The organism is Streptomyces sp. NPDC059247 (assembly GCF_042754005.1).
Taxonomy (GTDB): Bacteria; Actinomycetota; Actinomycetes; order Streptomycetales; family Streptomycetaceae; genus Streptomyces.
In genome coordinates, this window is the sequence record NZ_JBHYZW010000007.1 from 163,331 (window position 1) to 186,179 (window position 22,849).

Below are 22,849 nucleotides of genomic sequence, written 5' to 3' on the forward strand. Positions count from 1 at the left end.
ACCAATCTTTGTTTTTTACCGGCTCGGGGCCCCCACACACCGCCGCGGGGGGGGGGGGGGGGCCCCCCCCCCCCCCCCCGCTGCGGAACGGCGTGATCAGACGTCGACCTTGGCCATGACCTCGTCGCTGACGTCGAAGTTGGCGAAGACGTTCTGCACGTCGTCGCTGTCCTCCAGCGCGTCGATCAGCTTGAACATCTTGCGCGCGCCCTCTTCGTCGAGCTCGACCTGCATGGTCGGGACGAAGCTGGAGTCGGCCGAGTCGTAGTCGATGCCGGCCTCCTGGAGCGCGGTGCGGACCGCGACCAGGTCGGTGGCCTCGCTGATGACCTCGAAGCTCTCGCCGAGGTCGTTGACCTCCTCGGCGCCCGCTTCGAGGACCGCGCCGAGGACGTCGTCCTCGCTCAGCTCGCCCTTGGGGAGCACGACGACGCCCTTGCGGTTGAACAGGTACGAGACGGAGCCCGGGTCGGCCATGGAGCCGCCGTTGCGGGTCATGACCACGCGCACGTCGGACGCGGCGCGGTTGCGGTTGTCGGTGAGGCACTCGATGAGCACCGCGACGCCGTTCGGGCCGTAGCCCTCGTACATGATCGTGGCGTAGTCGACGCCACCGGCCTCGAGACCGCCGCCGCGCTTGACGGCGGAGTCGATGTTCTTGTTGGGGACCGAACTCTTCTTCGCCTTCTGGATGGCGTCGAAGAGCGTCGGGTTGCCCTCGGGGTCGGCACCGCCGGTACGGGCCGCGACCTCGATGTTCTTGATCAGCTTCGCGAAGAGCTTGCCGCGCTTGGCATCGATCACGGCCTTCTTGTGCTTCGTCGTAGCCCATTTAGAGTGGCCGGACATCTGCCTGTCTCCTTCGCGTAACCCATTTCTGAACGAACCCCAGAGATCCTACCGGGACCGGGTCACCGTGCCGCGCGCACCATGTCGACGAACAGGGCGTGGACCCGGTGGTCCCCGGTCAGCTCGGGGTGGAACGAGGTGGCGAGCACCCGCCCCTGCCGTACGGCGACGATGTGGCCGCCGTGTTCGGCGAGGACCTCGACGTCGGCGCCGACGGACTCCACCCAGGGGGCCCGGATGAAGACGCCCTCGACGGGGCCCTCGATGCCGGTGACGGTGACGCCCGCCTCGAAGGACTCGTTCTGACGCCCGAAGGCGTTGCGGCGGACGATCATGTCGATGCCGCCGAAGGTCTCCTGGCCCGAGCGGGGGTCGAGGATCTTGTCGGCGAGCATGATGAGTCCGGCGCAGGTGCCGTAGACCGGCAGGCCCGCGGCGATGCGCTCGCGCAGCGGCTCCGCCATGCCGAAGAGCGCGGCCAGCTTGGAGATGGTGGTGGACTCACCACCGGGGATGACGAGGCCGTCGACCTCGGCGAGCTCTTCGGGGCGCCGCACCGGCCTGGCCACGGCGTCCGCCGCGGCCAGGGCGATCAGGTGCTCCCGTACGTCGCCCTGGAGTGCCAGGACCCCGATCACAGGAGTGGTCATCGAGGACTACCAGCCGCGGTTGGCGTAGCGCTCGGACTCGGGCAGGGTGTCGCAGTTGATGCCGACCATGGCCTCGCCCAGGTCGCGGGAGGCGTCCGCGATGATCTTCGGGTCGTCGTAGAAGGTGGTGGCCTTCACGATGGCGGCGGCGCGCTTGGCCGGGTCGCCGGACTTGAAGATGCCGGAACCGACGAAGACGCCCTCGGCGCCGAGCTGACGCATCAGGGCGGCGTCGGCGGGGGTGGCGACGCCACCGGCGGAGAACAGCACGACCGGCAGCTTGCCGAGCTCGGCGACCTCCTTGACCAGCTCGTACGGGGCGCGCAGCTCCTTGGCGGCGGCGAACAGCTCGTTGTTGTCGTAGCCGCGCAGCCTGGCGATCTCGTTCTTGATCTGGCGCAGGTGACGGACGGCCTCGACGACGTTGCCGGTGCCGGCCTCGCCCTTGGAGCGGATCATGGCCGCGCCCTCGGCGATGCGGCGCAGGGCCTCGCCCAGGTTGGTGGCGCCACAGACGAAGGGGGTCGTGAAGGCCCACTTGTCGGAGTGGTTGACCTCGTCGGCCGGGGTGAGGACCTCGGACTCGTCGATGTAGTCGACGCCGAGGGACTGGAGGACCTGGGCCTCGACGAAGTGGCCGATGCGGGACTTGGCCATGACCGGGATCGAGACGGCCTCGATGATCTCTTCGATCATGTTCGGGTCGGACATGCGGGCCACGCCGCCGTCCTTGCGGATGTCCGCGGGGACCCGCTCCAGCGCCATGACGGCCACGGCCCCGGCGTCCTCGGCGATCTTCGCCTGCTCGGCGTTGACCACGTCCATGATCACGCCGCCCTTGAGCTGCTCGGCCATGCCGCGCTTCACTCGGGCGGTGCCGGTCTCGGGGGACTGGGGGGAGGGGGAAGGCGTGGTGGACACGGATACCTCACTCGTGACAACGGGGGTTGACGACTAGGTCGAGGAAACCGTCCGCGAGGGGTCCACTTCAAGGGCCAATGTGGACCGGGTGGATCATTTTCCCAGGCCGTGGACGTCAGGCCGGACGATCAGCAAGGGCGACCGGCGGTTCGTCGTCCATTTCGAAGGCGAGCGGGAAGGACGCGTGTCCGGCGAGCCGGAACCAGCGGACCTTGCGGTGGCGGCGCAGCGCGCGGGCGGCCCGTACGGCGTCGTTGTGGAAGCGGCGGGCCATCGGCACCCGGCGGACGGCGGCGGCCAGTTCCCCCGCGGCCTCCTCGCCGCCGGGAGCCTCCCGCACCAGCTCGACCTGCTCGGGCTCGCCGAACACCACCCGCAGGGCCTGGCTCAGTTCGCTCTCGGCCACCTCCCGCTGCTCCTCCTCGGCCTGCCGGGCTGCGTGCGCCGCCTCGTAGAGCACGATCGAGGCGGCCGGGTCGAGGACGCCGGAGGTGGCGAGCTCCTGGGTGACCGAGGCGCGGCGCAGCAGTTGGGCGTCCAGGGCCGCGCGGGCGGCGTCGATGCGCGTGTGCAGCCGGTCGAGCCGTCCGGCGGTCCAACTGAGGTAGACGCCGATGAGGATCAGCGCGACGACGGTCCAGATCAGGGTTTGGGTCACGGGCGCACAGGCTACCCGGGCAGGAGCGACGCACCTTCCCAAAGGTCGTGGTCATGGGCGAACAGGACACGGACCGGTCGGCCGACCGACCCGCCGCCCGCTCCGCGCGCCGCCCGAGCGCCGGTGGGGGTGCCGGGCTCCCCCGCCGTGTCGTACGCCCGCCCCGCGAGGACCGTCGGGCGGGCGGTCTCTGCGGCCGAGGACGGGCGACTGGCGCCCTTCGGTGCGGCCGGGCGCGGGCCCTGCCGGGACGGGGACGGAGGTCCGGCCTTCCTTCGGGCGCGCCGGGGAGTACCGCCTTCCGGTAAGGGTCCCGCCTGGCCGGACGGGACCCGTACCGGAAGCACCGGCGGACCCCGACGCGGGCGGGCGGGCCCGCCAGGGGACAGCCCCGGCACCCCGCCCCGCCCCGGCCCGGTCGGGCAATCGGGCAGGTCCTACAGTCCCAGCCTCGCCCGGAGGCCGCCCGCTCGTTCGTCCGTGTCGACCGCCGCCGCGCCGTCCGTGACCGTCTCGTACACCGCGAGGATGTCCGCGCCGACCGTGGACCAGTCGAAGCGGCGGACGTGGGCCGAGCCCCGGGCGCTCAGTTCCGCCCGCCGGTCCGCGTCGTCCAGGAGCCGGACCGCCGCCTCCGCGAGCGCGTCCGCGTCCTCGTTGGCGAACAGTTCGCCCGCCGCGCCCTGGTCGAGGACCTGGGCGAAGGCGTCGAGGTCGGAGGCGAGCACCGGGGCGCCCGCCGAGAGCGCCTCGACGAGGATGATGCCGAAGCTCTCCCCGCCGGTGTTGGGCGCCACGTACACGTCGACGCTGCGCAGCAGCCGCGCCTTGTCCTCGTCGCTGACCATGCCGAGGAACTCCACCCGCGAGCGCATCTCGCGGGGCAGCGAGGCCACCGCCTCCTCCTCGTCGCCCCGCCCGGCGACGAGGAGCCGCGCGCCGGGCCGTTCGGTGAGGATCCGGGGCAGGGCGCGCATGAGGACGGGCAGGCCCTTGCGCGGTTCGTCGATCCGGCCGATGAAGCCGAGGGTCTCGCCCTGCCACTCCTTCTTCGGCTCGGCGCGGGCGAAGAATTCGACGTCGACCCCGTTGGGGATGACGACGGCGTCGCCGCCGAGGTGTTCGACGAGCGTGCGGCGCGCGTACTCGCTCACCGCGATCCGGGCGCTGATCTTCTCCAGCGCGGGCTGGAGGATCGGATAGGCGGCGATCATGGCCCGGGAGCGCGGGTTCGACGTGTGGAAGGTCGCCACGATCGGCCCCCGCGCCGCCCAGCAGGTGAGCAGGCCCAGCGAGGGCGAGGTCGGCTCGTGGATGTGGACCACGTCGAAGGTGCCGTCATGCAGCCAGCGGCGCACCCGGGCGGCCGAGAGGAAGCCGAAGTTGAGCCGGGCCACGGAGCCGTTGTACGGCACGGGCACGGCGCGGCCCGCCGAGACCACGTACGGCGGCAGCGGCGTCTCCTCGTCGGCGGGCGCGAGGACGGAGACCTGGTGGCCGAGCCGGATCAGGTGCTCGGCGAGGTCGCGGATGTGGAACTGGACGCCGCCGGGCACGTCCCAGGAGTACGGGCAGACGATCCCGATCTTCACGCGCCGCGCTCCCCGTCCCGCCCGGCACCGGCGGCCGGTTCCGGGCGTTCCTCCAGGTCCGAGAGCCACAGTCGTTGCAGCATGTGCCAGTCCTCCGGGTGCTCCGCGATGCCCTGGGCGAAGACGTCGGCCAGCGCCTGTGTCATGACGGACGTCTTCTCGGCCCGGGTACCTGACTCGGGGACGTCGACGGGCGGATGGATACGGCCCCTCAGCATGTCCGGGCCGTCGTACCAGAGGGTCACGGGGAGCAGCAGCGCGCCGGTCTGCTGGGCGAGGATCGCGGGTCCGGCGGGCATCCGCGCGGTGTCGCCGAAGAAGCTGACCTCGGTGCCGGAGGCGGACAGGTCGCGGTCGGCGACCAGGCAGACCAGACCGCCCGCCCGCAGCCGCCGGGCCAGCGTGCCGAAGGCGGAGCCTCCGGTGTGCGGGAGGACCTCCATGCCGAGGGACTCGCGGTAGGCGACGAAGCGGTCGTAGAGGCTCTCCGGCTTGAGCCGCTCGGCGACCGTGGTGAACGGCACGCCGAGGGAGCGGGTCACCCACACCCCGGCGAGGTCCCAGTTGGCCAGGTGGGGCAGGGCGAGGACGACACCGCGCCCGGCGGCGAGTCCCTCCAGCAGATGGTGGCTGTCCTGGATGTCGGCGTCGCGCCCGACGCGTTCCTTGCTCCAGGTCGGCAGCCGGAAGGATTCCATCCAGTACCGCATGTACGAGCGCATACCCGCCTTGGACAGCTCGGCGAGCCGCTCGGGCGAGGCGTCGGGGACCACGCGCGCGAGGTTGGCCTCCAGGCGCAGCACGCTCTTGCCGCGCCGCTTCCAGGTGAAGTCCGCGATCCGGCGGCCGAGGCCCACGGCCACCGGCTCGGGCAGTTTCTTGACGACGGCCCAGCCGGCGCCGTACAGGCCGTCGCTGAGCCGGTCCTTCAGGGTGCTCATGTGGTCGCCCCGCCTCCCTGGGCCGTGGCGGCGTCCGCCTCGGCCGATTCCCTGCGGACGGTCACGACCCGCTGTCCCAGGGTCACGGCGCTGCCGACGGCGACGATCCACAGGGCGATCGGGAGGAGGACCTCGACGCCGGGCACCCCGAACGCGTGGAGACCCGCCAGCCCGGCGGCGACCAGGGAGATCACCAGGCGCTCGGCGCGCTCGATCAGACCGTTGACGGCGACGGGCAGACCGATCGATTCGCCTCGGGCCTTGGTGTACGAGACGACCTGTCCGCTCGCGAGGCAGAAGATCGCCACGGCGCACAGCATGTTGTCGTCGCCCTTGCCCGCGTACCAGAGGGCGAAGCCGCCGAAGATGGCGCCGTCGGCGACCCGGTCGAGCGTGGAGTCGAGGAAGGCCCCCCAGCGGCTGGAGATGCCGGCCTGCCGGGCCATGTTGCCGTCGACGAGGTCGGAGAAGACGAAGAGGGTGATGACGATGGTTCCCCAGAAGAATTCCCCGCGGGGGAAGAAGACCAGCGCGCCGGCCATCACCCCCGCGGTGCCGATGAGCGTGACCGCGTCGGGGCTGACGCCCCGGCGGAGCAGAAACGCGGCGAACGGTGTGAGGACACGCGTAAAAAATGCACGCGCGTACTTGTTCAGCATGGCCTTCCCGAGGTTCGGTGGGCCGCGCGGCCCCTATGACCACCGGCTCACCCATCGTAGCCACGCGCGCCCCGGCTCACCGGCGGGCACCCGCCCGGCCGCGTCGGCGTCCCTCCGAGGGCCCCGCGCCGTACGACGGATGGACGCGCCCGTGTGGCGGATGGACGCCTTCGGGTGACGGCGCGGGGCTCGTCTCCGACCACGGCGGGACCGGGCGGCGCGGACACCGCCCCGTGCGGCTCTCCCCCGTGCGTACCGGACGGGTGCGCGGGGCCCGTGCCGAGCGATCCGTCGGGGCGGCGGGGCGGGCCGTCGGCACGGACCGGTCGGGAGGGCCGAGCCGTCTCCGCCGGAATTCGGCCGGTCGGGCCCACGGGCCAGGCACCACAGGCCGGGGCGGGTCGGGCACCACAGGCCGGGGGCGGGCGCCACAGGCCGGGGGGGCCGGGATTCAGGAGCCGGGGCCGGGTTCCGGAGAACCGCGCGCCGGGGCCGTATGCCCGGCGAGGTCGACAAGCCCGGCAAGGGCCGTAAGGCTCCGCCCGATTGACCGCCCGGAAGAATGGGACGACCGTCCGCCGCAGGTCGGGGGCACCTCATCCGGCCGCGCCGTCCACAGGCGGTGACGCGCGTGACACTCCCCGGTTACGCTGTGGTGCCCAGCTCAGAAGGTGTGCGGGGCGCGGCAGTTGGGAACAGCCCGCACAAGGTACTCGTGCGCGATGGGGGCGGCAGTGGCGATGGACGGTTTCGGACCCGGGGCTCAGGTCCCGCTCACCGGATCGGGCGGGGGCACGGGCGCGACGAACGCGCTGGCCTCCGCCGCGTACCGGGACAGCCCGCTCAAGACGATCCAGGACGCCGACAACGAGCTCTACAAGACCACGGTCAAGACCGGGAAGTGGGAGAAGCTCTTCGGTCCCGACCTCGGCGAGGCGTTCTCCCGCGCGGTCCAGACGCGGATGCTCGGCGGTGGCCGGGGCGCCCTGATCCAGTCGTTCGGCGTCGACCCGCAGCCGGTCGTGCAGCACTGTCTGGCCGCCACCCACCTGCGCAGGCAGCGGGACGTCCGGCTGACCCTGATCACCTTCGTCTGCGGTGTGCTCTTCCTGCCCGGTCTGCTGCTCTGGCTCGGGGTCATCCAGTTGCGCCGGATGGCCGCCGGGTCCGCGAAGAAGCGCACCAGCACCATCGGCACCGTACTCCTGTGGGCGGCGGGGCTGCTGTCCGTGCTGGTCCTGCTGAAGCTGCCCTTCGACGGCGTCCTGCCGAACTATCTGCGGGCCATGATCGTGGCCCCGGTGCTCGGGTGGTTCCTCGCCCGCCGGGTCTGCCAGCAGACCGCGGTCGACCTGCGCGCGCGCTGGACCGCCCTGCTCGGCGGCGGCGGCATGGGCCCCCAGATCCCCAAGTCCGTGCCCACGGACCCGGGCGAGAAGTCGGCCGAGGAGCTGCGGCTGAATCTGGAGAAGCTCTCCGCGGAGCAGCAGTCCAACATCGCCTTCTACGCGGGTTCCAAGGGAATCCTCGGGCTCGGCACCCGCTGGGGCAGCTGGACCCTGGCGGAGGAGCTCGTCCCGCAGGCCGGCCGGGAGATCCACGCCTTCCGCGCCTGGGACGTGGTGCGCAAGATCCACGACCAGTTGGCGCTGCTCGAGCGGGGCGCCATGAAGACCGGTTTCCCCAAGCCGACGGTCAAGCACTGGATCGTCTCCGCCGTCGGGGAGGGCGCCGATTCCGTCAGCCGCCCCGAGAGCGACAACATCGTGCACTTCCAGGTCAAGCCGCACGAGATACAGCGCATCTGCAACGACCAGCAGTTCGGCGCGGGCAACCGGCACTACCTCGGCGTGCAGTTCACCCTCTGGGACGGGAACCTCGTCCTGACGATGATGGTCACCGTGACCTCGCTCCACCAGACGCTCAGGATCGAGGTCACCGGCCACGCTCTCGGCCCGGTGCACGGCCTGTTCAGCGCGAAGCCCGCGGCCAAGACCAAGCAGGTCTCCAAGGCCGTCCGGTTCTGGGAGACGCGGACGGTCCAGCAGCCGCTGCTCGGCACCGACGACATCGTCCGCCTCGCGGTGCGCGCCCCGCTGACCTGGTATCCGCCGGTCCTGGAGTTCCTCGGCGGCAAGATGGTGCTGCCCGAGCCGTTCGGTCTGCGGCACGTCTGGGCGGGCCCGCTGTGGAAGAACCGCTTCATGGCCGACGACGCCATCCGCATGGCGACACCGGTGCTGCGCGCGGTCCACTCCGCGACGCTGAAGATGCTCGACGAGCACGGTGTGGACACGGACCGCTTCACCAGCCGTTCGCTGGCCCTCAGCGGCGGCATCCAGGAGCCGGGCCCGAAGAAGGCCGACGTCTACGACGCCTGACCCTGACCCTGACACGACCGTACGGCGAGGGGCCCGGGGCCTCTCGCCGTACGCGTTCCGTGCGGGGTCTCAGACGGTGGCGGGCCAGGCGTCTGCCAGCATCTTCCGGGTGTCCGCGAGGAGTTGCGGCAGCACCTTGGTGTGCCCGACGACCGGCATGAAGTTGGTGTCCCCGCCCCAGCGCGGCACCAGGTGCTGGTGCAGATGGGCGGCGATCCCGGCGCCCGCGACGGCCCCCTGGTTCATGCCGATGTTGAAGCCGTGCGCCCCGGACGCCGCCCGCAGCGCGACCATCGCCCGCTTGGTGAAGTCGGCCAGCTCGCCGGTCTCCGCCACGTCCAGGTCCGTGTAGTCGGCGACGTGCCGGTAGGGGACGACCATCAGGTGCCCGCCGTTGTACGGGTAGAGGTTGAGGACCGCGTACACGCTCCGGCCACGCGCGATCACCAGCCCGTCCTCGTCGGACTTCGCCGGGATCGAACAGAACGGGCAGCCGTCCTCGGCGCCCGGTCCGGTGGGCTTGTTCTCGCCCTGGATGTACGCCATCCGGTGAGGCGTCCACAGGCGCTGGAACGCGTCCGGCGTCCCGACTCCGATCTGCTGCTCCGGCTCAGTCGTCATGCCGTGCAGCATATTGCGTCGCCCGTTCGGAACGTGTCGCCGGGGCGGAAGATCCGTGCAGCGTCCATGCTGATCCGATGAGCGACAGGCCACCGAAACCGCCCCGTCAGGAGCGCTGGGACCGCCGCATGGGAGCCCCGCTCGCCGTGGCGTCCCTGGTCTATCTCGCGGGGTACGCGGTCCGGGTCCTCGCCCGCCACCAGCTCCCGCAGGGCTGGCTCGACCTCTGCCTCGCCCTCACCCTCGCGTCCTGGGCGCTGTTCGGCGTGGACTACGCGGTACGGCTCCGGCTCAGCGGTCTCGGTCCGCTCCATTTCGTCCGCGCCCATCTCCTGGACACGGTGGTGCTGATCCTGCCGCTGCTGCGGCCGGTGCGCATGGTGAGTGCCTACGACCGGGTCCAGCGCCGCCGCGAGAAGCCGAGGCTCGGCCTCTACGCGCGCGTGATGGTGTACGCCGGTCTCTCCACGGCCCTGCTGGGCTTCGCCGGGGCGCTCACCGTCTACCACTACGAGGTGGACGCGCCCGGCGCCTCGATCCGCACCTTCGGGGACGCGGTGTGGTGGACCTGCGCCACGCTCGCGACCGTGGGGTACGGGGACGCGGTGCCGGTGACCCCGACGGGCAGGGTGACGGCGGTCGGCGTGATGGCCTGCGGTCTGGCGCTGCTGGGCGCGGTGACGGGTTCCTTCTCCTCGTGGCTGATCCAGGCGTTCGCCCGGGAGGACGAGAAGAGGCCCCCGGGGAGTCCCCCGGGGGCCTGATCCGTTCACACGGACGGGGTCACACCTGGACGCGGCGCTCCACCACGTCGAGGAGCTTGGCGATGGCCTCGTCGCGCGCGATGCCGTTCTCCTGCGAGCCGTCGCGGTACCGGAAGGAGACGGTGCCGGCCGCCATGTCGTCGTCACCGACGATGATCATGAACGGCACCTTCTGCTTCTGGTGGGTGCGGATCTTCTTCTGCATCCGGTCCGAGGACGCGTCCACGTCCACCCGCAGGCCCTTCTTCCGCGCCTCGACGGCGAAGTCCTGGAGGTAGTCGACGTGGGTGTCGCCGATCGGGATGCCGACCGCCTGCACGGGGGCCAGCCACGGCGGCATGGCGCCCGCGTAGTGCTCCAGGAGCACCGCGAAGAACCGCTCGATCGAACCGAACAGAGCACGGTGGATCATGACCGGGCGCTGCTTGGTGCCGTCCGGCGAGGTGTACTCCAGGTCGAAGCGCTCCGGCAGGTTGAAGTCCAGCTGCACGGTCGACATCTGCCAGGTGCGGCCGATGGCGTCCCGCGCCTGCACGGAGATCTTCGGGCCGTAGAACGCGGCGCCGCCCGGGTCGGGGGTCAGCGGCAGGCCCTGCTTCTCGGCCACCTGCTGGAGGACGGCGGTGGCCTCCTCCCACGCCTCGTCGGAGCCGACGAACTTCTCCGGGTCCTTGGTCGACAGCTCCAGGTAGAAGTCGGTCAGACCGTAGTCGCGGAGCAGGTTCAGGACGAAGGTGAGGGTCCTGTCCAGCTCCTCCGCCATCTGCTCGCGGGTGCAGTAGATGTGCGCGTCGTCCTGGGTGAAGCCGCGGGCGCGGGTCAGACCGTGCACGACGCCGGACTTCTCGTACCGGTACACGGTGCCGAACTCGAACAGCCGCAGCGGCAGCTCACGGTACGAACGGCCGCGCGCGTCGAAGATCAGGTTGTGCATCGGGCAGTTCATGGGCTTGAGGTAGTAGTCCACGCCCTCGTCGAGCTGCATGGGGGGGTACATGCCCTCGGCGTACCAGTCCAGGTGGCCCGACTTCTCGAACAGCTTGCCCTTGGTGGCGTGCGGCGTGTAGACGAACTCGTAGCCCTCCTCCTCGTGCCGCCTGCGCGAGTAGTCCTCCATGACCCGGCGGATGATGCCGCCCTTGGGGTGGAAGACCGCGAGTCCGGAGCCGATCTCGTCCGGGACGGAGAACAGGTCCAGCTCGTTGCCGAGCTTGCGGTGGTCGCGCTTCTCGGCCTCGGCGAGGAATTCGAGGTGGGCCTTCAGCTCGTCCTTCGACGGCCAGGCGGTGCCGTAGATGCGCTGGAGCATCGGGTTCTTCTCGCTGCCGCGCCAGTAGGCGGCGGCGTTCCGCATCAGCTTGAACGCCGGGATGTTCCGGGTGGTGGGCAGGTGCGGTCCCCGGCACAGGTCCTTCCAGCACAGCTCGCCGGTCTTGGCGTCGAGGTTGTCGTAGATGGTCAGCTCGCCGCCGCCCACCTCGACGTTCGCGCCGTCGTCGGTCGACGCGGCTCCCTTGATGCCGATGAGCTCCAGCTTGTACGGCTCGTCCGCCAGCTCCGCGCGGGCGTCCTCGTCGGACACCACGCGGCGGGCGAAGCGCTGGCCGCGCTTCTGGATCTCCTGCATCTTCTTCTCGATGACCTTGAGGTCCTCGGGGGTGAAGGGCTTCTCGACGTCGAAGTCGTAGTAGAAGCCGTCCCTGACCGGCGGGCCGATGCCCAGCTTGGCCTCGGGGAAGAGCTCCTGCACGGCCTGGGCCATGACGTGGGCGGTCGAGTGGCGCAGGATGTCGAGACCGTCCGGGGAGGAGATCTCGACGCCCTCGACGGCATCGCCGTCGGCGAGCTCGTACGAAAGGTCCTTCAGCTCGCCGCCGACACGGGCGGCGACGACGGTGCGGTCGTCGGCGAACAGGGCGCCGGCGGTGGTGCCCGCGCTCACCGTCCTCTCCTCCTGATCCGAGGCGGACTGGACGGTCACACGGACTTCAGACACGGGTACTCCATACCTAGGGGCGCAGGCAGACACGAAGTGCCGGCACCGACGATGCGCGACAGAGACGAGGTGCCGCGCACCGCCGATCCTACCGACGGGTCCCCCCGCTCCGCGAAACGGTTATGGCGGACGGCGCCGGGCCCGTCCTCCCGGCGCCCCCTCGGCGCGCGCACCGGACGTACGGGGGCGCGGGCCCGGAGCCCGGCCCTCCCCCCGCCCCGCCCCCGGGCTCAGAGGAGGTCCTCGTCCGGACCGCAGGCCTCCTCGAAGAAGTCCAGGTTCTCCTGGAGCGACTTCATCAGCCGGTCCCGTTCCGTCTCGTCGACCTGGACGGGGACGACCCCGGACGCGTCGGTGAGACGACGGAAGCCGCCCCTGCTCTCCAGCCGCCCGGCGACCCGGATCGGGAGCCCGAGCAGATGGGCGTGGCCGGCCGTCCGGTAGCCCTCCTCGTCCAGGGTGACGCGGACGTGCGGGACCTCCGCGCCGCCGAGCACCCGGAGGCGTGCGGTGCCCTCGCCGCGCGGCCCGGACCGGCGCAGCCGTACGACGGCGCCGGTGAGCCGGACCGGGACGGAGGGCTCGTCCGTGAGGTAGCGGGCGCTCGCCTCGCGCAGCGCGGGCAGGTCCCCGGGCGAGAACTCGACCGGTTCGGGCCGGGCCGCGCAGCCCTCCGGCGTCCCGGCCGACGGCGCCCAGGCCAGCGCGACACGGGCGCCCTCGGTGCCCCGGACGAGGGCGACGAGGGCCTCGGTGAGCTCCCTGCTGACGCCCGCGCCGACGGCGGCGTCGAAGGCCTCCATGCCTCCGGTGGCGCGCTGGTAGTCGGTGGCCTCGCGGGCCGCGTGGAGCGCGTGGTGGAGCCGTACGGCTACCGCACGGCCGGGGTCCACCGGCAGGTACGCGGTGAGGCCGCGCCCGCCGGGGGCGGCGCCCACGACGACCGTCTCCAGGGACGCCTGGGCGGGGCGCCGGTGCCGTGCCCCGTGGTAGCCCGCCCGGCCGCGCACGGCGAGTGCCCCGGCCAGGAGGAGCTGGCGGGCGGCCGACCTGAGCTGTTCCTGCACGGTCCAGGGGACCGTACCGGAGGGGCCCGGGGGCACGTCCCGCCACCAGCGGATCTCGTCGCTGGGCACGGCGAGGCCGGTGAGGACCTCGCGGGCGGAGGGCGCGGCGCTGCGGGCGAGGGCGGTGAGCGCCTCGCCGAGCAGGTCGTCGCAGTCCGGGAAGGCGCGGTTCTCCGGCACCAGGAGGCTGGTGCCGGGGCCGTCGCCGGGCGGGGTCCAGCGGCCGTAGCGGCCGGGCGCCCCGCCGCGCCGCCGCCAGCCGTGGCGGGCGAGGAGGGCGCCGAGGACGCGGGGGTCGACCCGGTCGGGGTCGGGGACGCCCTGGGCGTCGGCCCAGGGTCCTGTGGGCGCGGCGGGGACCCCGGTCCAGGGGCCGGGTGGGTCGCCGGGTGCCGGATGGGGCCGGTGGGACGGGGGTACGGGCACGGGGCCGCGCCCGTACCCGTACCCGTCGTCGCCCGGTCCTGGTTCGTCGGTCGGCCGGTGCATCAAGGTCTCCCTCCCCCGCCGATCCGGGTCATGATCTCGCAGAGCGCCCGGTCGTCGAAGATCCGTGCCGTGGGGACGCGGACGGTGGTCCGGCGCCGTCCGGTGACCGGGTGTCCGGCCAGGTTGGTCCAGTAGCAGCAGTGGCGCAGGTCGAGCCGGTCGTGGCCCGCGCTGAGCCATTCCTCGGGGGCTCTGGGGACGAGCATCACGACCAGGATCTTGTGCACCGCCACCGGGGTCCTGGCGAGTTTCACCAGGTGGTCGTTGTCGAGGGTGAACGAGAACGCCCCTGAGGCGGTCCCGGGGGTGCGCGGGGGCAGCTGGTAGGTGCACTTGAGCTGCACCTTGATGGTCACTTCGTCGTCGACGGTGTGGCCGGGAGCGCTGTGGCTCACGTGCCAGTCGACGCCGTTGTCCGGAAAGGGCTGGGAGAGCGAGCAGCCGGCCGCGGCGGCGACGGCGTGCAGGTATCCCACCTGGAGGGTCTCCATGCAGGCTGTGGTGGCGAGTGAGCCGCGCGTCGGAGCGGGCCGCTGGGACGGCAGCCCTCCCGGCTCGGGCTGGGCGAGCGCCATGTCGTTTTCCTTCCCCGTCCCTTCTGTTGTGACCGGTCCGCGTACGGCGCAAACGGTCCGGGTATCACCGTTCCGGGGCAGGGGGTTGGCCATCTGCCGCACGTGTGCAGGGAGTTCGGGATGACGATGCAGTGGTACGAGGGGCCTCTGGCCGCTTTCGACACGGAGACCACCGGGATCGACGTCGAGGGCGACCGGATCGTGTCGGCCGCCCTGGTCGTGCAGGACGCGGCGGGGACCCGGCCGAGGGTGACGCGCTGGCTGGTCAATCCGGGCATACCGGTGCCCGAGGGGGCCACGGCCGTGCACGGTCTGACGGACGACCACCTCCAGCGGAACGGGCGGTGGCCCGCCCCGGTGATGGAGGAGCTGGCGCGGGCGCTGACCGAGCAGTCGGCGGCGGGGCGGCCGGTGGTGGTGATGAACGCGCCGTTCGACCTGACGATCCTCGACCGGGAGCTGCGCAGGCACCGGGCGTCCACGCTCGGCGCCTATCTGGCGGGGAGGCCGCTGTGCGTGCTGGACCCCCGGGTCCTGGACAAGCACCTGGACCGCTACCGCAAGGGCCGCAGGACGCTGACGGACCTGTGCGCGCACTACGAGGTGGAGTTGACGGGGGCGCACGACGCGGCGGCGGACGCCACGGCGGCGCTGGACGTCGTACGGGCGGTGGCGCGGCGCTTCTCGTCGCGCCTGGAGCGGCTGACCCCGGCGGAGCTGCACACCCTCCAGGCGGTGTGGCACGCGGCGCAGGCGCGGGGGCTCCAGGCCTGGTTCACCCGTCAGGGGACGCCGGAGACGGTGGACCCGGCGTGGCCGCTGCGGCCGGAACTGGACACGGCCGCCTGACACATGACAGAGGCCGGTCCGTCTTTCGACGGACCGGCCTCTCCCGGTGGGCGATACTGGGATCGAACCAGTGACCCCTTCGGTGTGAACGAAGTGCTCTCCCGCTGAGCTAATCGCCCGGGAACGGGTTGAACCATACAGGCCTCCGCGCCCCGCTTTCAAACCGATGACAGCCGGGCGGCGAGCCCCCTCCGTCCGCGGCGCATCATCCAGGCGTGGTTGGCGCGGAAGAGGGGCCGCCCGGGGACGGCGAGGGCCCTCAGGAGCGGGGTGCGGACCTCGGCCTCCTGCTCGTAGAGGGCGCGGGTGCCGGTCCCGTCCGGGGTGAGGGTCCAGCGGGCCCAGCCCTCCAGGTCGCCGTGGAGGGCGACCTCCAGGACCCGGGGCTCGCGGCGCAGGGCCCGGACGGTGAGGAAGAGGTCGTACGGGAGCAGGGAGCGGAAGCGGGCGGCGGCGGTGGTGTCGTCGACGGGGACGACCTCGCGGACCTGCGGCCACCAGGCGGGGTACTCCTCGGCGCGTTCGAGGACGGCCCGGACGGCGTCGGGCGGGGCGGCGAGCCGCCAGACGCTGCGGAAGCGATACCGGTACCGGTCCATGCCTCCAGTGTGGACGTACTCAGTCGGCGGGGGCCGGAAGATGAGTACCGGAGCGCATCCCGGCCCGATGTGGCGGGAGCCACACTCCGGTCATGAACACTTCCCTGCCGCCCGCCGACGAGCTGGTGCTCGTCGACCGCGAGCTGGCCCATCTCGACGCGCGCCGGTCCACGCTGCTGGCCCGCCGCGCCTGGCTCCTCCAGGTCCTCCGCACTCCGGTCGCGGTGGCGGCGGCGGCGACCGGGGCGCGCACGCCGGTCGCGGACTCGACGCCGCGCGGCGCGCAGAACGTGCTGCTGACGCTGGGCGGGACGCTCCTGACCATCGCCGCGGTCGCCTTCACCCTGGTGAGCTGGGGCTCGATGGGGATCGGCGGCCGGGCCGCGGTCCTCTCCGTGGTGACCTCGGCGGCGCTGGTGGCGCCGGTGGCGCTGCTGCGCCGGGGCCTGGTCTCGACGGCCGAGTCCGTGGCGGCGCTGGGCCTCGCCCTGACGGTGCTCGACGCGTACGCGCTGCACCGGGTGGCGCTGACGGACACGGACGGCCTCGGTTACGCGGCGGTGGCCTCGGCGGTCCTCGCGGGCGCGTGGGCCGCGTACGGTACGGGGCTCTCCCGGCTGCGGACACCGCTTCCGGCGGCCGTGGTCGCCGGGCAGCTGCCGCTGCTCCTGGGGGTCCTCGCGGCGGGCGGCGGGCCGACGGCCTTCGCGTGGGCGGCGCTGGTCACGGCCGCGGCGGACGGCGCGGTGGTCCTGTGGGCCCGCCCGGTGGCGGTGCGGATCACGGCCTCGGCCGGTGCGGCGGCGCTGGGCGGCTGGGCGCTCCTGGCGGGCGGCGGGCTGTCGCTGACCTCGCCGTGGAGCGGCGCGGCACTGCTTCTGACGGGTGCGGCCGGAGTGCTGTACGCGGCCTGGCGGAGGCCTGCGTTCGCGGTGGCGGGGGCGGCTGTCGCCGGTCTGGCGGCGGTGACGGCCTTCGGTGGTCCGCTGCGGGCCGCGCTCGCCCCGGAATCGGCGGTGCCGGGGTACGTGCTGTGCGGGCTGCTCCTGGCGGCGGTGTGGTGGGCGGGTGCCGTCGGCGTCCGGCTGCCGGACGAGGTGCGCGCGGGTCTGGCGGGCGCGGGGGCCGTCGTGGCGGCGCTGGGGCTCGTCTGGGCGCTGCCGCCGGTCGTGGCGGGCGCGCTGGGGCCGCTGGTCCGGCGGACGCCCGTCTGGTCGGGCGAGCACACGGGCTCGGTCCTCCCGTCGTACCCGGCGACGGCCGCCCTGGTCCTGGCGGCGGCCCTCGCGGTCCTGACGGCGCTCCCCCGGCTCTGGGCCCGCTGTGGGGCCCTCGTCCTCGCCTGGGCGCTCCTCACCGCGCTGCCGGTCGTGCTGGAGCCGCCGTACGCGGTGACGCTCGCCCTTCAGCTCCTGACGACGGCGGCGGCCCTGGTCTGCGCCGTCCGGCCGGGCCCGCTGACGCGCGGCCTCGGCCGCCCCGGCGCACGGGCGTCGCGGACGACCCCCGGGGAGACGGCGGCGGGGAGCACGGCCGACGCCGTGGACTCCCGCACGGCTTCCGGCTTCCCGACGACGGCGACCACGGCCACGGCCACGGCCACGGCCACGGCCACGGGAGACGCTGCCGGGCGACCGGACGCCGCCACCGCGCGGAAGGAACCCACGGGCCCCACCGGTCCCACCGCCACGGCCTCACGGCCCCGGACGCCCGCCGCCCCGCCGGAGCCCGGCGTGGTCCTCGGGTGGGCCGCGTACGCCGCCGGACTGGTGTCCGCGACGGGCGCGCTGGCGCTCGCGCTGGACGTCCGGGGTGCCACCTTCACCGCGCTCGGCCTGGTGTTCGCGCTGCTCGTGGGGGTGGCGGTGTTCGCCGGGGACGCGCGTGGGACCGTCTCGGCCTGCGGCGCGGTGGCGGTGGCGACCGGGTTCGTCTGCGCGGTGGCGGCTGCCGCCGGGTTCGCCCCGCACTGGACGGCGCTCGCCCTGCTGGCGGTCCCGGCGGCGACGGCGCTCGTCGGCGCCAGGGTCCGGCGGGTGGCCCTGCCGGTCGAGATCACCGGTGGCGCGGTGGGGCTCGCGGCCCTCGGGCTCGCCGCGTCCCGGCCCGCGTTCCTCGCGGCGGCTCTGGCCCTCGGCGGGCTGATCGCGGCGGCGACGGCGCTGCGCCCCGAGCGGCGGCGCTTCGCCTCGTGGACGGCCGCCGCGCTCTTCCTCGCGGCCTCCTGGGTCCGGCTCGCGGTGTGGGGGGTGACGGCCCCGGAGGCGTACACGCTGCCGGTGACCGTGCCCGCGCTGATCGTCGGCCTCCTGCGGCGGCGGCGCGACCCGGCGGTCTCGTCCTGGACGGCGTACGGCCCCGGTCTCGCGGCGACGCTGCTGCCGGGACTCGCCGCGGCCTGGTCGGACCCGGGCTGGCCGCGCCCGCTGCTCCTGGGGCTCGCGGCCCTGGTGGTGACCCTGCTCGGGGCGCGGTTCCGGCTGCAGGCGCTGCTGGTGCTCGGCGGGGCGGTGCTCGTCCTCGACGGGCTGCACCAGCTGGCACCGTACGTGGTGCAGGCGGTGGGCGCGCTGCCGCGCTGGCTGCCGCCCGCGCTGGCCGGGCTGCTGCTGCTCGCGGTGGGCGCCACCTACGAGCAGCGGCTGCGGGACGCGCGGAGGCTGCGGGACCGGGTGACGCGGATGCGGTGAGCGGGGAACGCCGAAGGCCCGGAGACGGTGTTCCGTCTCCGGGCCTTCGGTCCGGGTGGGCGATACTGGGATCGAACCAGTGACCCCTTCGGTGTGAACGAAGTGCTCTCCCGCTGAGCTAATCGCCCCGGCGCACCGCAAACATTACCGCATGTCAGCGGTGCTTCCGTACCGCCCCGAGGTCACTCGGTGATCTTCCACGGCATGACGATGCCGAACTTCCAGAGGTAGACGCCGAGCAGGACACCGATGATCACCAGACCGACGCTGGTCAGGATGATGTTCCTGCGCCGGACCTTGGGGTCGAGAGCGCGCTGTGCCGCCTCGGTCACCTTGCGCTTGGTCCAGCGGAGCACGAGCTGCGCCCAGACGAACTCGGTCGCCCAGATCGCCATACCGGCGAAGATGACCAGCCAGCCCGGCCCCGGCAGCACCAGCATGAGCACCCCGGCGCCGACCACGGCGAGCCCGACGACGAAGACGCCGACCTGCCAGCTCAGGTGGAGGCCCCGCCGGGACTTGATGAACTTCGGTGCGCGGGATCCCAGTTCGGCTTCCTGGCCGTCTGCGGACTCCCCGGTGCGCTCGTCACTCTCCGCATTCATGACCCCAACTTACCGGACGAGGGCCCCTCGCCGGAATGGCGGTATTACCCCAGGTCACACGCCTCCGTACGAGCGACCTGAACAACCACAAAACCGACAGAGGGGTTTACAACGACCCCAGAGGTGGCATGTCGATTTCGCCGACGTGCGAATCCCCGAGCGCACACTGAGCGAAAGGCCCTGGCGCTTATGAACACCACGGTCAGCTGCGAGCTGCACCTGCGCCTCGTTGTGTCGAGCGAGTCCTCACTGCCTGTACCCGCGGGCCTGCGGTATGACACGGCCGATCCGTATGCCGTGCACGCCACCTTCCACACCGGAGCCGAGGAGACGGTCGAGTGGGTCTTCGCCCGCGACCTTCTCGCCGAGGGGCTGCACCGGCCCACCGGCACGGGCGACGTCCGAGTCTGGCCCTCCCGTAGTCACGGGCAGGGAGTCGTCTGCATCGCACTGAGTTCCCCCGAAGGAGAAGCCCTGCTCGAGGCCCCGGCGAGGGCTCTGGAGTCGTTCCTGAAGCGGACCGACGCCGCCGTGCCACCGGGCACCGAGCACCGGCACTTCGATCTCGATACGGAGCTCTCCCACATCCTGGCCGACAGCTGAGCCAGGCAGGGAGCCGCGCGGCGCCGTCCGAACTCGGGGCGACGGCACCGCGCGGGCAGTAACCCAGGCACGACACCGGCGCTCTCCACCGCGCAGCCGGCGCGGTGGAGGGCGCCGTTGCCCGTTTCCCGGTCACGCTAAAGTCAGCGCCATTCCGCGGGCGCCCGCCCGTGGCCGGCCAGGGAGCGAAACGTGCTGATCCCCCACGACACCCGGATCGCCCTCGACACCGTCGTCGATCTGATGAACACCGCGTCCCAGGGCGACCGCGCCGACGAGCTCGCGGACCTGCCGGGGCTGTACGCCTTCCTGAGCGCCCACAAGGTCAGCGACGTGGGACGGCTCGGACCCGTCGATCTGGAGGCCGTCCGCCAGGTGCGCGGGAAGTTCGCGGCGGTCTTCTCCGCGCCCGAGGCCCGGATCGCGGCTCCGCTGATCAACCAGCTGGTGGCGGGCGCAGGCACCACACCGCAGCTCACGGACCACGACGGCTACGACTGGCACGTGCACTACTTCGCGCCGGGCGCCTCGGTGGCGGACCACCTCGCGGCGGACTGCGGGATGGCCCTCGCGTTCATCGTCGTGGCGGGCGAGCAGGAGCGGCTGCGGCGCTGTGAGGCACCGGACTGCGGCCGGGCCTTCGTCGACCTCTCCCGCAACCGCTCCCGCCGCTACTGCGACAGCCGCACCTGCGGCAACCGGCTGCACGTGGCCGCCTACCGCGCCCGCCGCAAGGAAGCGGCGGGCTGACCTCCCCCGCGCACCGCCCCACCGTGCGCCACCCCGCCACGGGGCGCACCACGGGGACCGCTCCCGCCCCACGGGCCGCGCGAGCGGCACGGAGCACACGGACCACGGCGAACGGCCCCGGGCCGCGCGTCGGGCCCGGCCACGGCACGACGAGGGTTGGTCGCGGCAGGAAGCGGACCGTCGGGCACGAAGCGGACCCGTCACAGTAGGAAGAGGTCGTGCACGGAGGCCACGAGCAGCAGACAGCCGATCACCCCGAGAAAGATCATGAGGGGTGGTTGGGAGAGCGCGAACAGGCAGCCGCGCGGCTCTTCGTCGGGGGCATCGGTGGCGGCGGGGGCGGTCTCCCGCGAGGTATCCAGCATCTCGGGGGATGATCGCGCACGCCAGGGGCGGGAAATCCCCGAAAACGCCCCATCGCGGGGGCTGTTCACTCCTTCCCGTGGATCACGGATCCAGGACGGACACCGGAACCGCCAGAAGTGATCAGATTCCGTGCTTCTTCAGAATCGCCTCGATGTCACTGAAATCCTCTCCGGCGCTCTGGCCCGCCGGGGGCTTGGCCGTCACGGCACGCGAGGGCGTCGACGCAGCGGGGGCCACGGCTCTCGTCCCGCTCCCGTCGGCGCCCCCCTTGCGGACGGCCCTGCGGCGCTCGACGGCCCGGGTGGACAGGAACAGCAGCCACGCGGCGCCGAGCACACCGAAGCCCGCCCAGGCGACCGGGCTGAACGCCGTGTCCGCGATCCACTGGACCGCGCCCGTCATCACGAGGCCGAGCGGCACCAGGGCATAGGCCGCCATCCGGGCGGCGGACAGGAAACGCTTCCGGTACGCCGAGATCGCGGCGATACCCAGGCCCGCCGCGGCCGCCGCGGAGCAGATGGTCTCGGCGATCATGCGGTCCTCCAGGTCAGGGGTGATTACGTCCCTTCCATCGTGCACCGCCGGGACCCTCCGGGGCCATGGTCCGCGCCCGGTCTCAGGGAGATCTCCGGGTCCTCCCCTCCGGATCTCCTCCCCAGGTCCTGGTGAGGGAGACTGCTCCCATGAGTGACATCACCACCGCATCCGCCTCCCCCGTCGTCCTGGAGGCGTGGTTCGACCTCCAGTGCCCCGACTGCTTCCAGGCCCTCGACGACGTCCGCGTGCTCCGCGAGAAGTACGGCGACCGGCTCGACGTACAGCTGCGGCACTTCCCGCTCGCGAAGCACAAGCACGCGTACGCCGCCGCGCAGGCGGCGGAGGAGGCCGTGGCGCAGGGCGCGGGCTGGCCGTACGTGACGGCGCTGCTCGCCAGGACCGGGGACCTCGCCGACCGGGGCGAGCCGGTGCTCCTGGAGATCGCCGGTGAACTGGGCCTGGACGCCGAGGAGTTCGACACCGCCCTGATCGACGGACGGCACCTCCTGACCGTCGACGCCGACGAGGCCGAGGGCAAGGCGATCAAGGTCACCGGCACCCCGACGTACATCATCGGCGGCGAGCGTCTGGACGGCGGCCAGAGCCAGGACGGCCTGCGGGAGCGCATCGAGGAGATCGCCGACCGCCTCCTGAACGGCTGACACCCCGCCGGACGACGGTCCCGGCCGGGCCGCGCGGGACGGCGGCCCGTCGGCCGGGCGGACCCGGGGCAGCGGCTCCGGGAGGACGGCCCCGCCCCCGGCGGCCCCGGGAAGGGGGCTCGCACCCGGCCGCCCCGAGGCCCGCCGGGGCTCGCCGGGGCTCGCCGGGGCCCTCCCTTACCGCAGTTCCTTGGCGCTGTTGACGTAGGTCGTACGGAAGCCCAGCGACTCGTAGAGCCGGATCGCCGGGGTGTTGCCCGTGAAGACGTGCAGTCCGAGCCGGGTCTCCCCGGCCTCCCGCGCGACCCGCTCGGCCAGCAGCATCAGCGCCCGGCCGTAGCCCAGGCCCCGGTGCTCCGCCTCCACCTCGATGTCGTAGACGAAGGCGGCCCAGTGGCCCGGCTCCAGTTCGATCCGGCCGGTCCACAGGAATCCGGCGGACCGTCCGTCCCGGACGACCACGTGGATCGCGACGCCCGGTGTGGCCAGGCCCTCGGGAAGGTACTTGCGGTGGCTGGACTCCGCCTTGGCGCGGGCCTGCTCCTCGGGTACGCCCCGGTCGATCCAGCTCCGCGCGAAGCCCTCCTTGGCCCGCGCCTCCCAGACCGCGTACTCCTCGCCGGTCATCGGCCGCACCTCGACGCCCTCCGGCAGGGCGGGCGGCTCCTCGGACAGGTCCTTGACCATGTTCCGGCTGCGCTCGGTGTAACCCAGGGAGCGGGCCGTCCGCAGCGCGGCCACGGCGTCGGCGGGCACCGATATCTGCGCCTCCACGCAGCCCCAGCCGCGCAGCACCTCCTCGGAGGCCAGCGCGGCGACGGTCCCCCGGCCGCGCCCCCGGTCCGGCTCGTCGATCCCGAGGCGTTCGATCAGACCCGAGGCGGCGCCGAAGCCGGGGTCGGTGGAGAGATGGACGGAGCCGACGCGGCGACTGTTCACACACACGTCGTAGGTGCGGGAACGGCCGCCGTCGGGCCTGTGCTGAAGCGGCTCGGCCGGCCGCAGGGTGGTGGTCATCAAAGGTG

23 protein-coding genes and 2 tRNA genes are annotated in these 22,849 nt (G+C 72.8%); 7 read left to right on the forward strand and 18 right to left on the reverse strand.

The window, feature by feature from the left end; translation table 11 throughout:
• Nucleotides 1-96 precede the first annotated feature (96 nt).
• The 7 genes from ACFXGN_RS16035 to pgsA all read right to left on the reverse strand — a co-directional run bounded on the left by ACFXGN_RS16035 (nucleotide 97) and on the right by pgsA (nucleotide 6,270).
• A complete protein-coding gene (locus ACFXGN_RS16035) occupies nucleotides 97-849 on the reverse strand; it encodes a YebC/PmpR family DNA-binding transcriptional regulator (protein ID WP_384858888.1) in 753 nt (250 codons plus the stop codon).
• Nucleotides 850-911: 62 nt separating this feature from the next.
• Entirely contained in the window at nucleotides 912-1,499 is a 588-nt protein-coding gene (pdxT, locus tag ACFXGN_RS16040; RefSeq protein ID WP_384858891.1) for a pyridoxal 5'-phosphate synthase glutaminase subunit PdxT, read from the reverse strand.
• Between the two features lie 6 nt (nucleotides 1,500-1,505).
• Nucleotides 1,506-2,420, reverse strand: a complete 915-nt coding sequence (pdxS, locus tag ACFXGN_RS16045; RefSeq protein WP_384858894.1) for a pyridoxal 5'-phosphate synthase lyase subunit PdxS — start codon at nucleotides 2,418-2,420, stop codon at nucleotides 1,506-1,508.
• 115 nt (nucleotides 2,421-2,535) lie between these two features.
• On the reverse strand, nucleotides 2,536-3,078 hold the full coding sequence (locus ACFXGN_RS16050) for a hypothetical protein (RefSeq protein WP_351787486.1): 543 nt from the start codon (nucleotides 3,076-3,078) through the stop codon (nucleotides 2,536-2,538).
• A 437-nt stretch (nucleotides 3,079-3,515) separates the two neighbouring features.
• Nucleotides 3,516-4,670 carry a glycosyltransferase family 4 protein gene (locus tag ACFXGN_RS16055; protein WP_384858897.1) on the reverse strand — a complete coding sequence of 385 codons (1,155 nt, stop codon included), beginning with the start codon at nucleotides 4,668-4,670 and terminating at the stop codon, nucleotides 3,516-3,518.
• Nucleotides 4,667-5,611, reverse strand: coding sequence for a phosphatidylinositol mannoside acyltransferase (locus tag ACFXGN_RS16060; protein WP_384858900.1), 945 nt, complete (start codon nucleotides 5,609-5,611; stop codon nucleotides 4,667-4,669). The genes ACFXGN_RS16055 and ACFXGN_RS16060 overlap by 4 nt, the downstream gene beginning before the upstream one ends.
• Nucleotides 5,608-6,270 (reverse strand): phosphatidylinositol phosphate synthase, encoded by a 663-nt coding sequence (gene pgsA / locus ACFXGN_RS16065; RefSeq protein ID WP_366442458.1) that lies wholly within the window; start codon nucleotides 6,268-6,270, stop codon nucleotides 5,608-5,610. The genes ACFXGN_RS16060 and pgsA overlap by 4 nt, the downstream gene beginning before the upstream one ends.
• 722 nt (nucleotides 6,271-6,992) lie before the next feature.
• Here pgsA and ACFXGN_RS16070 point away from each other — a divergent pair.
• Entirely contained in the window at nucleotides 6,993-8,651 is a 1,659-nt protein-coding gene (locus ACFXGN_RS16070) for a hypothetical protein (protein WP_384858903.1), read from the forward strand.
• A 69-nt stretch (nucleotides 8,652-8,720) separates the two neighbouring features.
• Here the strand turns inward: ACFXGN_RS16070 and ACFXGN_RS16075 are convergent, their stop codons facing one another.
• Nucleotides 8,721-9,284, reverse strand: coding sequence for an HIT family protein (locus ACFXGN_RS16075; RefSeq protein WP_384858906.1), 564 nt, complete (start codon nucleotides 9,282-9,284; stop codon nucleotides 8,721-8,723).
• A 65-nt stretch (nucleotides 9,285-9,349) separates the two neighbouring features.
• On the opposite strand from ACFXGN_RS16075, the gene ACFXGN_RS16080 reads away from it, so the two are divergent.
• Complete coding sequence (locus ACFXGN_RS16080) at nucleotides 9,350-10,036, forward strand: potassium channel family protein (protein ID WP_384858909.1); 687 nt, start codon at nucleotides 9,350-9,352, stop codon at nucleotides 10,034-10,036.
• A 19-nt stretch (nucleotides 10,037-10,055) separates the two neighbouring features.
• Here ACFXGN_RS16080 and thrS read toward each other — a convergent pair whose 3' ends face one another.
• The 3 genes from thrS to ACFXGN_RS16095 all read right to left on the reverse strand — a co-directional run bounded on the left by thrS (nucleotide 10,056) and on the right by ACFXGN_RS16095 (nucleotide 14,163).
• Nucleotides 10,056-12,032, reverse strand: a complete 1,977-nt coding sequence (gene thrS / locus ACFXGN_RS16085; RefSeq protein WP_384858911.1) for a threonine--tRNA ligase — start codon at nucleotides 12,030-12,032, stop codon at nucleotides 10,056-10,058.
• Nucleotides 12,033-12,262: 230 nt separating this feature from the next.
• Complete coding sequence (locus tag ACFXGN_RS16090) at nucleotides 12,263-13,588, reverse strand: hypothetical protein (RefSeq protein WP_384858913.1); 1,326 nt, start codon at nucleotides 13,586-13,588, stop codon at nucleotides 12,263-12,265.
• The gene (locus tag ACFXGN_RS16095) at nucleotides 13,588-14,163 is read right to left on the reverse strand and encodes a DUF4365 domain-containing protein (protein WP_384858916.1); all 576 of its coding nucleotides are present in this window, start codon (nucleotides 14,161-14,163) and stop codon (nucleotides 13,588-13,590) included. The genes ACFXGN_RS16090 and ACFXGN_RS16095 overlap by 1 nt, the downstream gene beginning before the upstream one ends.
• A gap of 120 nt (nucleotides 14,164-14,283) precedes the next feature.
• Here ACFXGN_RS16095 and ACFXGN_RS16100 point away from each other — a divergent pair, with 120 nt between their 5' ends.
• On the forward strand, nucleotides 14,284-15,012 hold the full coding sequence (locus tag ACFXGN_RS16100; protein ID WP_384858919.1) for a 3'-5' exonuclease: 729 nt from the start codon (nucleotides 14,284-14,286) through the stop codon (nucleotides 15,010-15,012).
• A 47-nt stretch (nucleotides 15,013-15,059) separates the two neighbouring features.
• On the opposite strand, the gene ACFXGN_RS16105 is transcribed toward ACFXGN_RS16100, so the two are convergent.
• Nucleotides 15,060-15,131: transfer RNA gene (locus tag ACFXGN_RS16105), tRNA-Val, on the reverse strand.
• A 39-nt stretch (nucleotides 15,132-15,170) separates the two neighbouring features.
• Entirely contained in the window at nucleotides 15,171-15,611 is a 441-nt protein-coding gene (locus ACFXGN_RS16110) for an SRPBCC family protein (protein ID WP_384858922.1), read from the reverse strand.
• 92 nt (nucleotides 15,612-15,703) lie between these two features.
• On the opposite strand from ACFXGN_RS16110, the gene ACFXGN_RS16115 reads away from it, so the two are divergent.
• Complete coding sequence (locus ACFXGN_RS16115; protein ID WP_384858924.1) at nucleotides 15,704-18,301, forward strand: SCO7613 C-terminal domain-containing membrane protein; 2,598 nt, start codon at nucleotides 15,704-15,706, stop codon at nucleotides 18,299-18,301.
• Nucleotides 18,302-18,357: 56 nt separating this feature from the next.
• On the opposite strand, the gene ACFXGN_RS16120 is transcribed toward ACFXGN_RS16115, so the two are convergent.
• Nucleotides 18,358-18,429 (reverse strand) — tRNA-Val (locus tag ACFXGN_RS16120).
• 54 nt (nucleotides 18,430-18,483) lie between these two features.
• The gene (locus ACFXGN_RS16125) at nucleotides 18,484-18,906 is read right to left on the reverse strand and encodes a TIGR02611 family protein (RefSeq protein ID WP_384858927.1); all 423 of its coding nucleotides are present in this window, start codon (nucleotides 18,904-18,906) and stop codon (nucleotides 18,484-18,486) included.
• Between the two features lie 189 nt (nucleotides 18,907-19,095).
• Between ACFXGN_RS16125 and ACFXGN_RS16130 the strand changes: the two genes are divergently transcribed.
• Together ACFXGN_RS16130 and ACFXGN_RS16135 are read left to right on the forward strand one after the other, a co-directional pair.
• Nucleotides 19,096-19,509 (forward strand): SsgA family sporulation/cell division regulator, encoded by a 414-nt coding sequence (locus tag ACFXGN_RS16130; RefSeq protein ID WP_015032345.1) that lies wholly within the window; start codon nucleotides 19,096-19,098, stop codon nucleotides 19,507-19,509.
• 192 nt (nucleotides 19,510-19,701) lie between these two features.
• Nucleotides 19,702-20,259 (forward strand): CGNR zinc finger domain-containing protein, encoded by a 558-nt coding sequence (locus ACFXGN_RS16135; protein WP_384858930.1) that lies wholly within the window; start codon nucleotides 19,702-19,704, stop codon nucleotides 20,257-20,259.
• Nucleotides 20,260-20,459: 200 nt separating this feature from the next.
• Here ACFXGN_RS16135 and ACFXGN_RS16140 read toward each other — a convergent pair whose 3' ends face one another.
• Together ACFXGN_RS16140 and ACFXGN_RS16145 are read right to left on the reverse strand one after the other, a co-directional pair.
• Entirely contained in the window at nucleotides 20,460-20,624 is a 165-nt protein-coding gene (locus ACFXGN_RS16140) for a hypothetical protein (protein WP_384858932.1), read from the reverse strand.
• Between the two features lie 121 nt (nucleotides 20,625-20,745).
• A complete protein-coding gene (locus tag ACFXGN_RS16145; protein WP_384858935.1) occupies nucleotides 20,746-21,159 on the reverse strand; it encodes a hypothetical protein in 414 nt (137 codons plus the stop codon).
• 149 nt (nucleotides 21,160-21,308) lie between these two features.
• On the opposite strand from ACFXGN_RS16145, the gene ACFXGN_RS16150 reads away from it, so the two are divergent.
• Nucleotides 21,309-21,824, forward strand: a complete 516-nt coding sequence (locus tag ACFXGN_RS16150) for a DsbA family protein (protein ID WP_384858938.1) — start codon at nucleotides 21,309-21,311, stop codon at nucleotides 21,822-21,824.
• Between the two features lie 177 nt (nucleotides 21,825-22,001).
• Here ACFXGN_RS16150 and ACFXGN_RS16155 read toward each other — a convergent pair whose 3' ends face one another.
• The gene (locus ACFXGN_RS16155) at nucleotides 22,002-22,841 is read right to left on the reverse strand and encodes a GNAT family N-acetyltransferase (protein WP_384858940.1); all 840 of its coding nucleotides are present in this window, start codon (nucleotides 22,839-22,841) and stop codon (nucleotides 22,002-22,004) included.
• Between the last annotated feature and the right edge of the window lie 8 nt (nucleotides 22,842-22,849).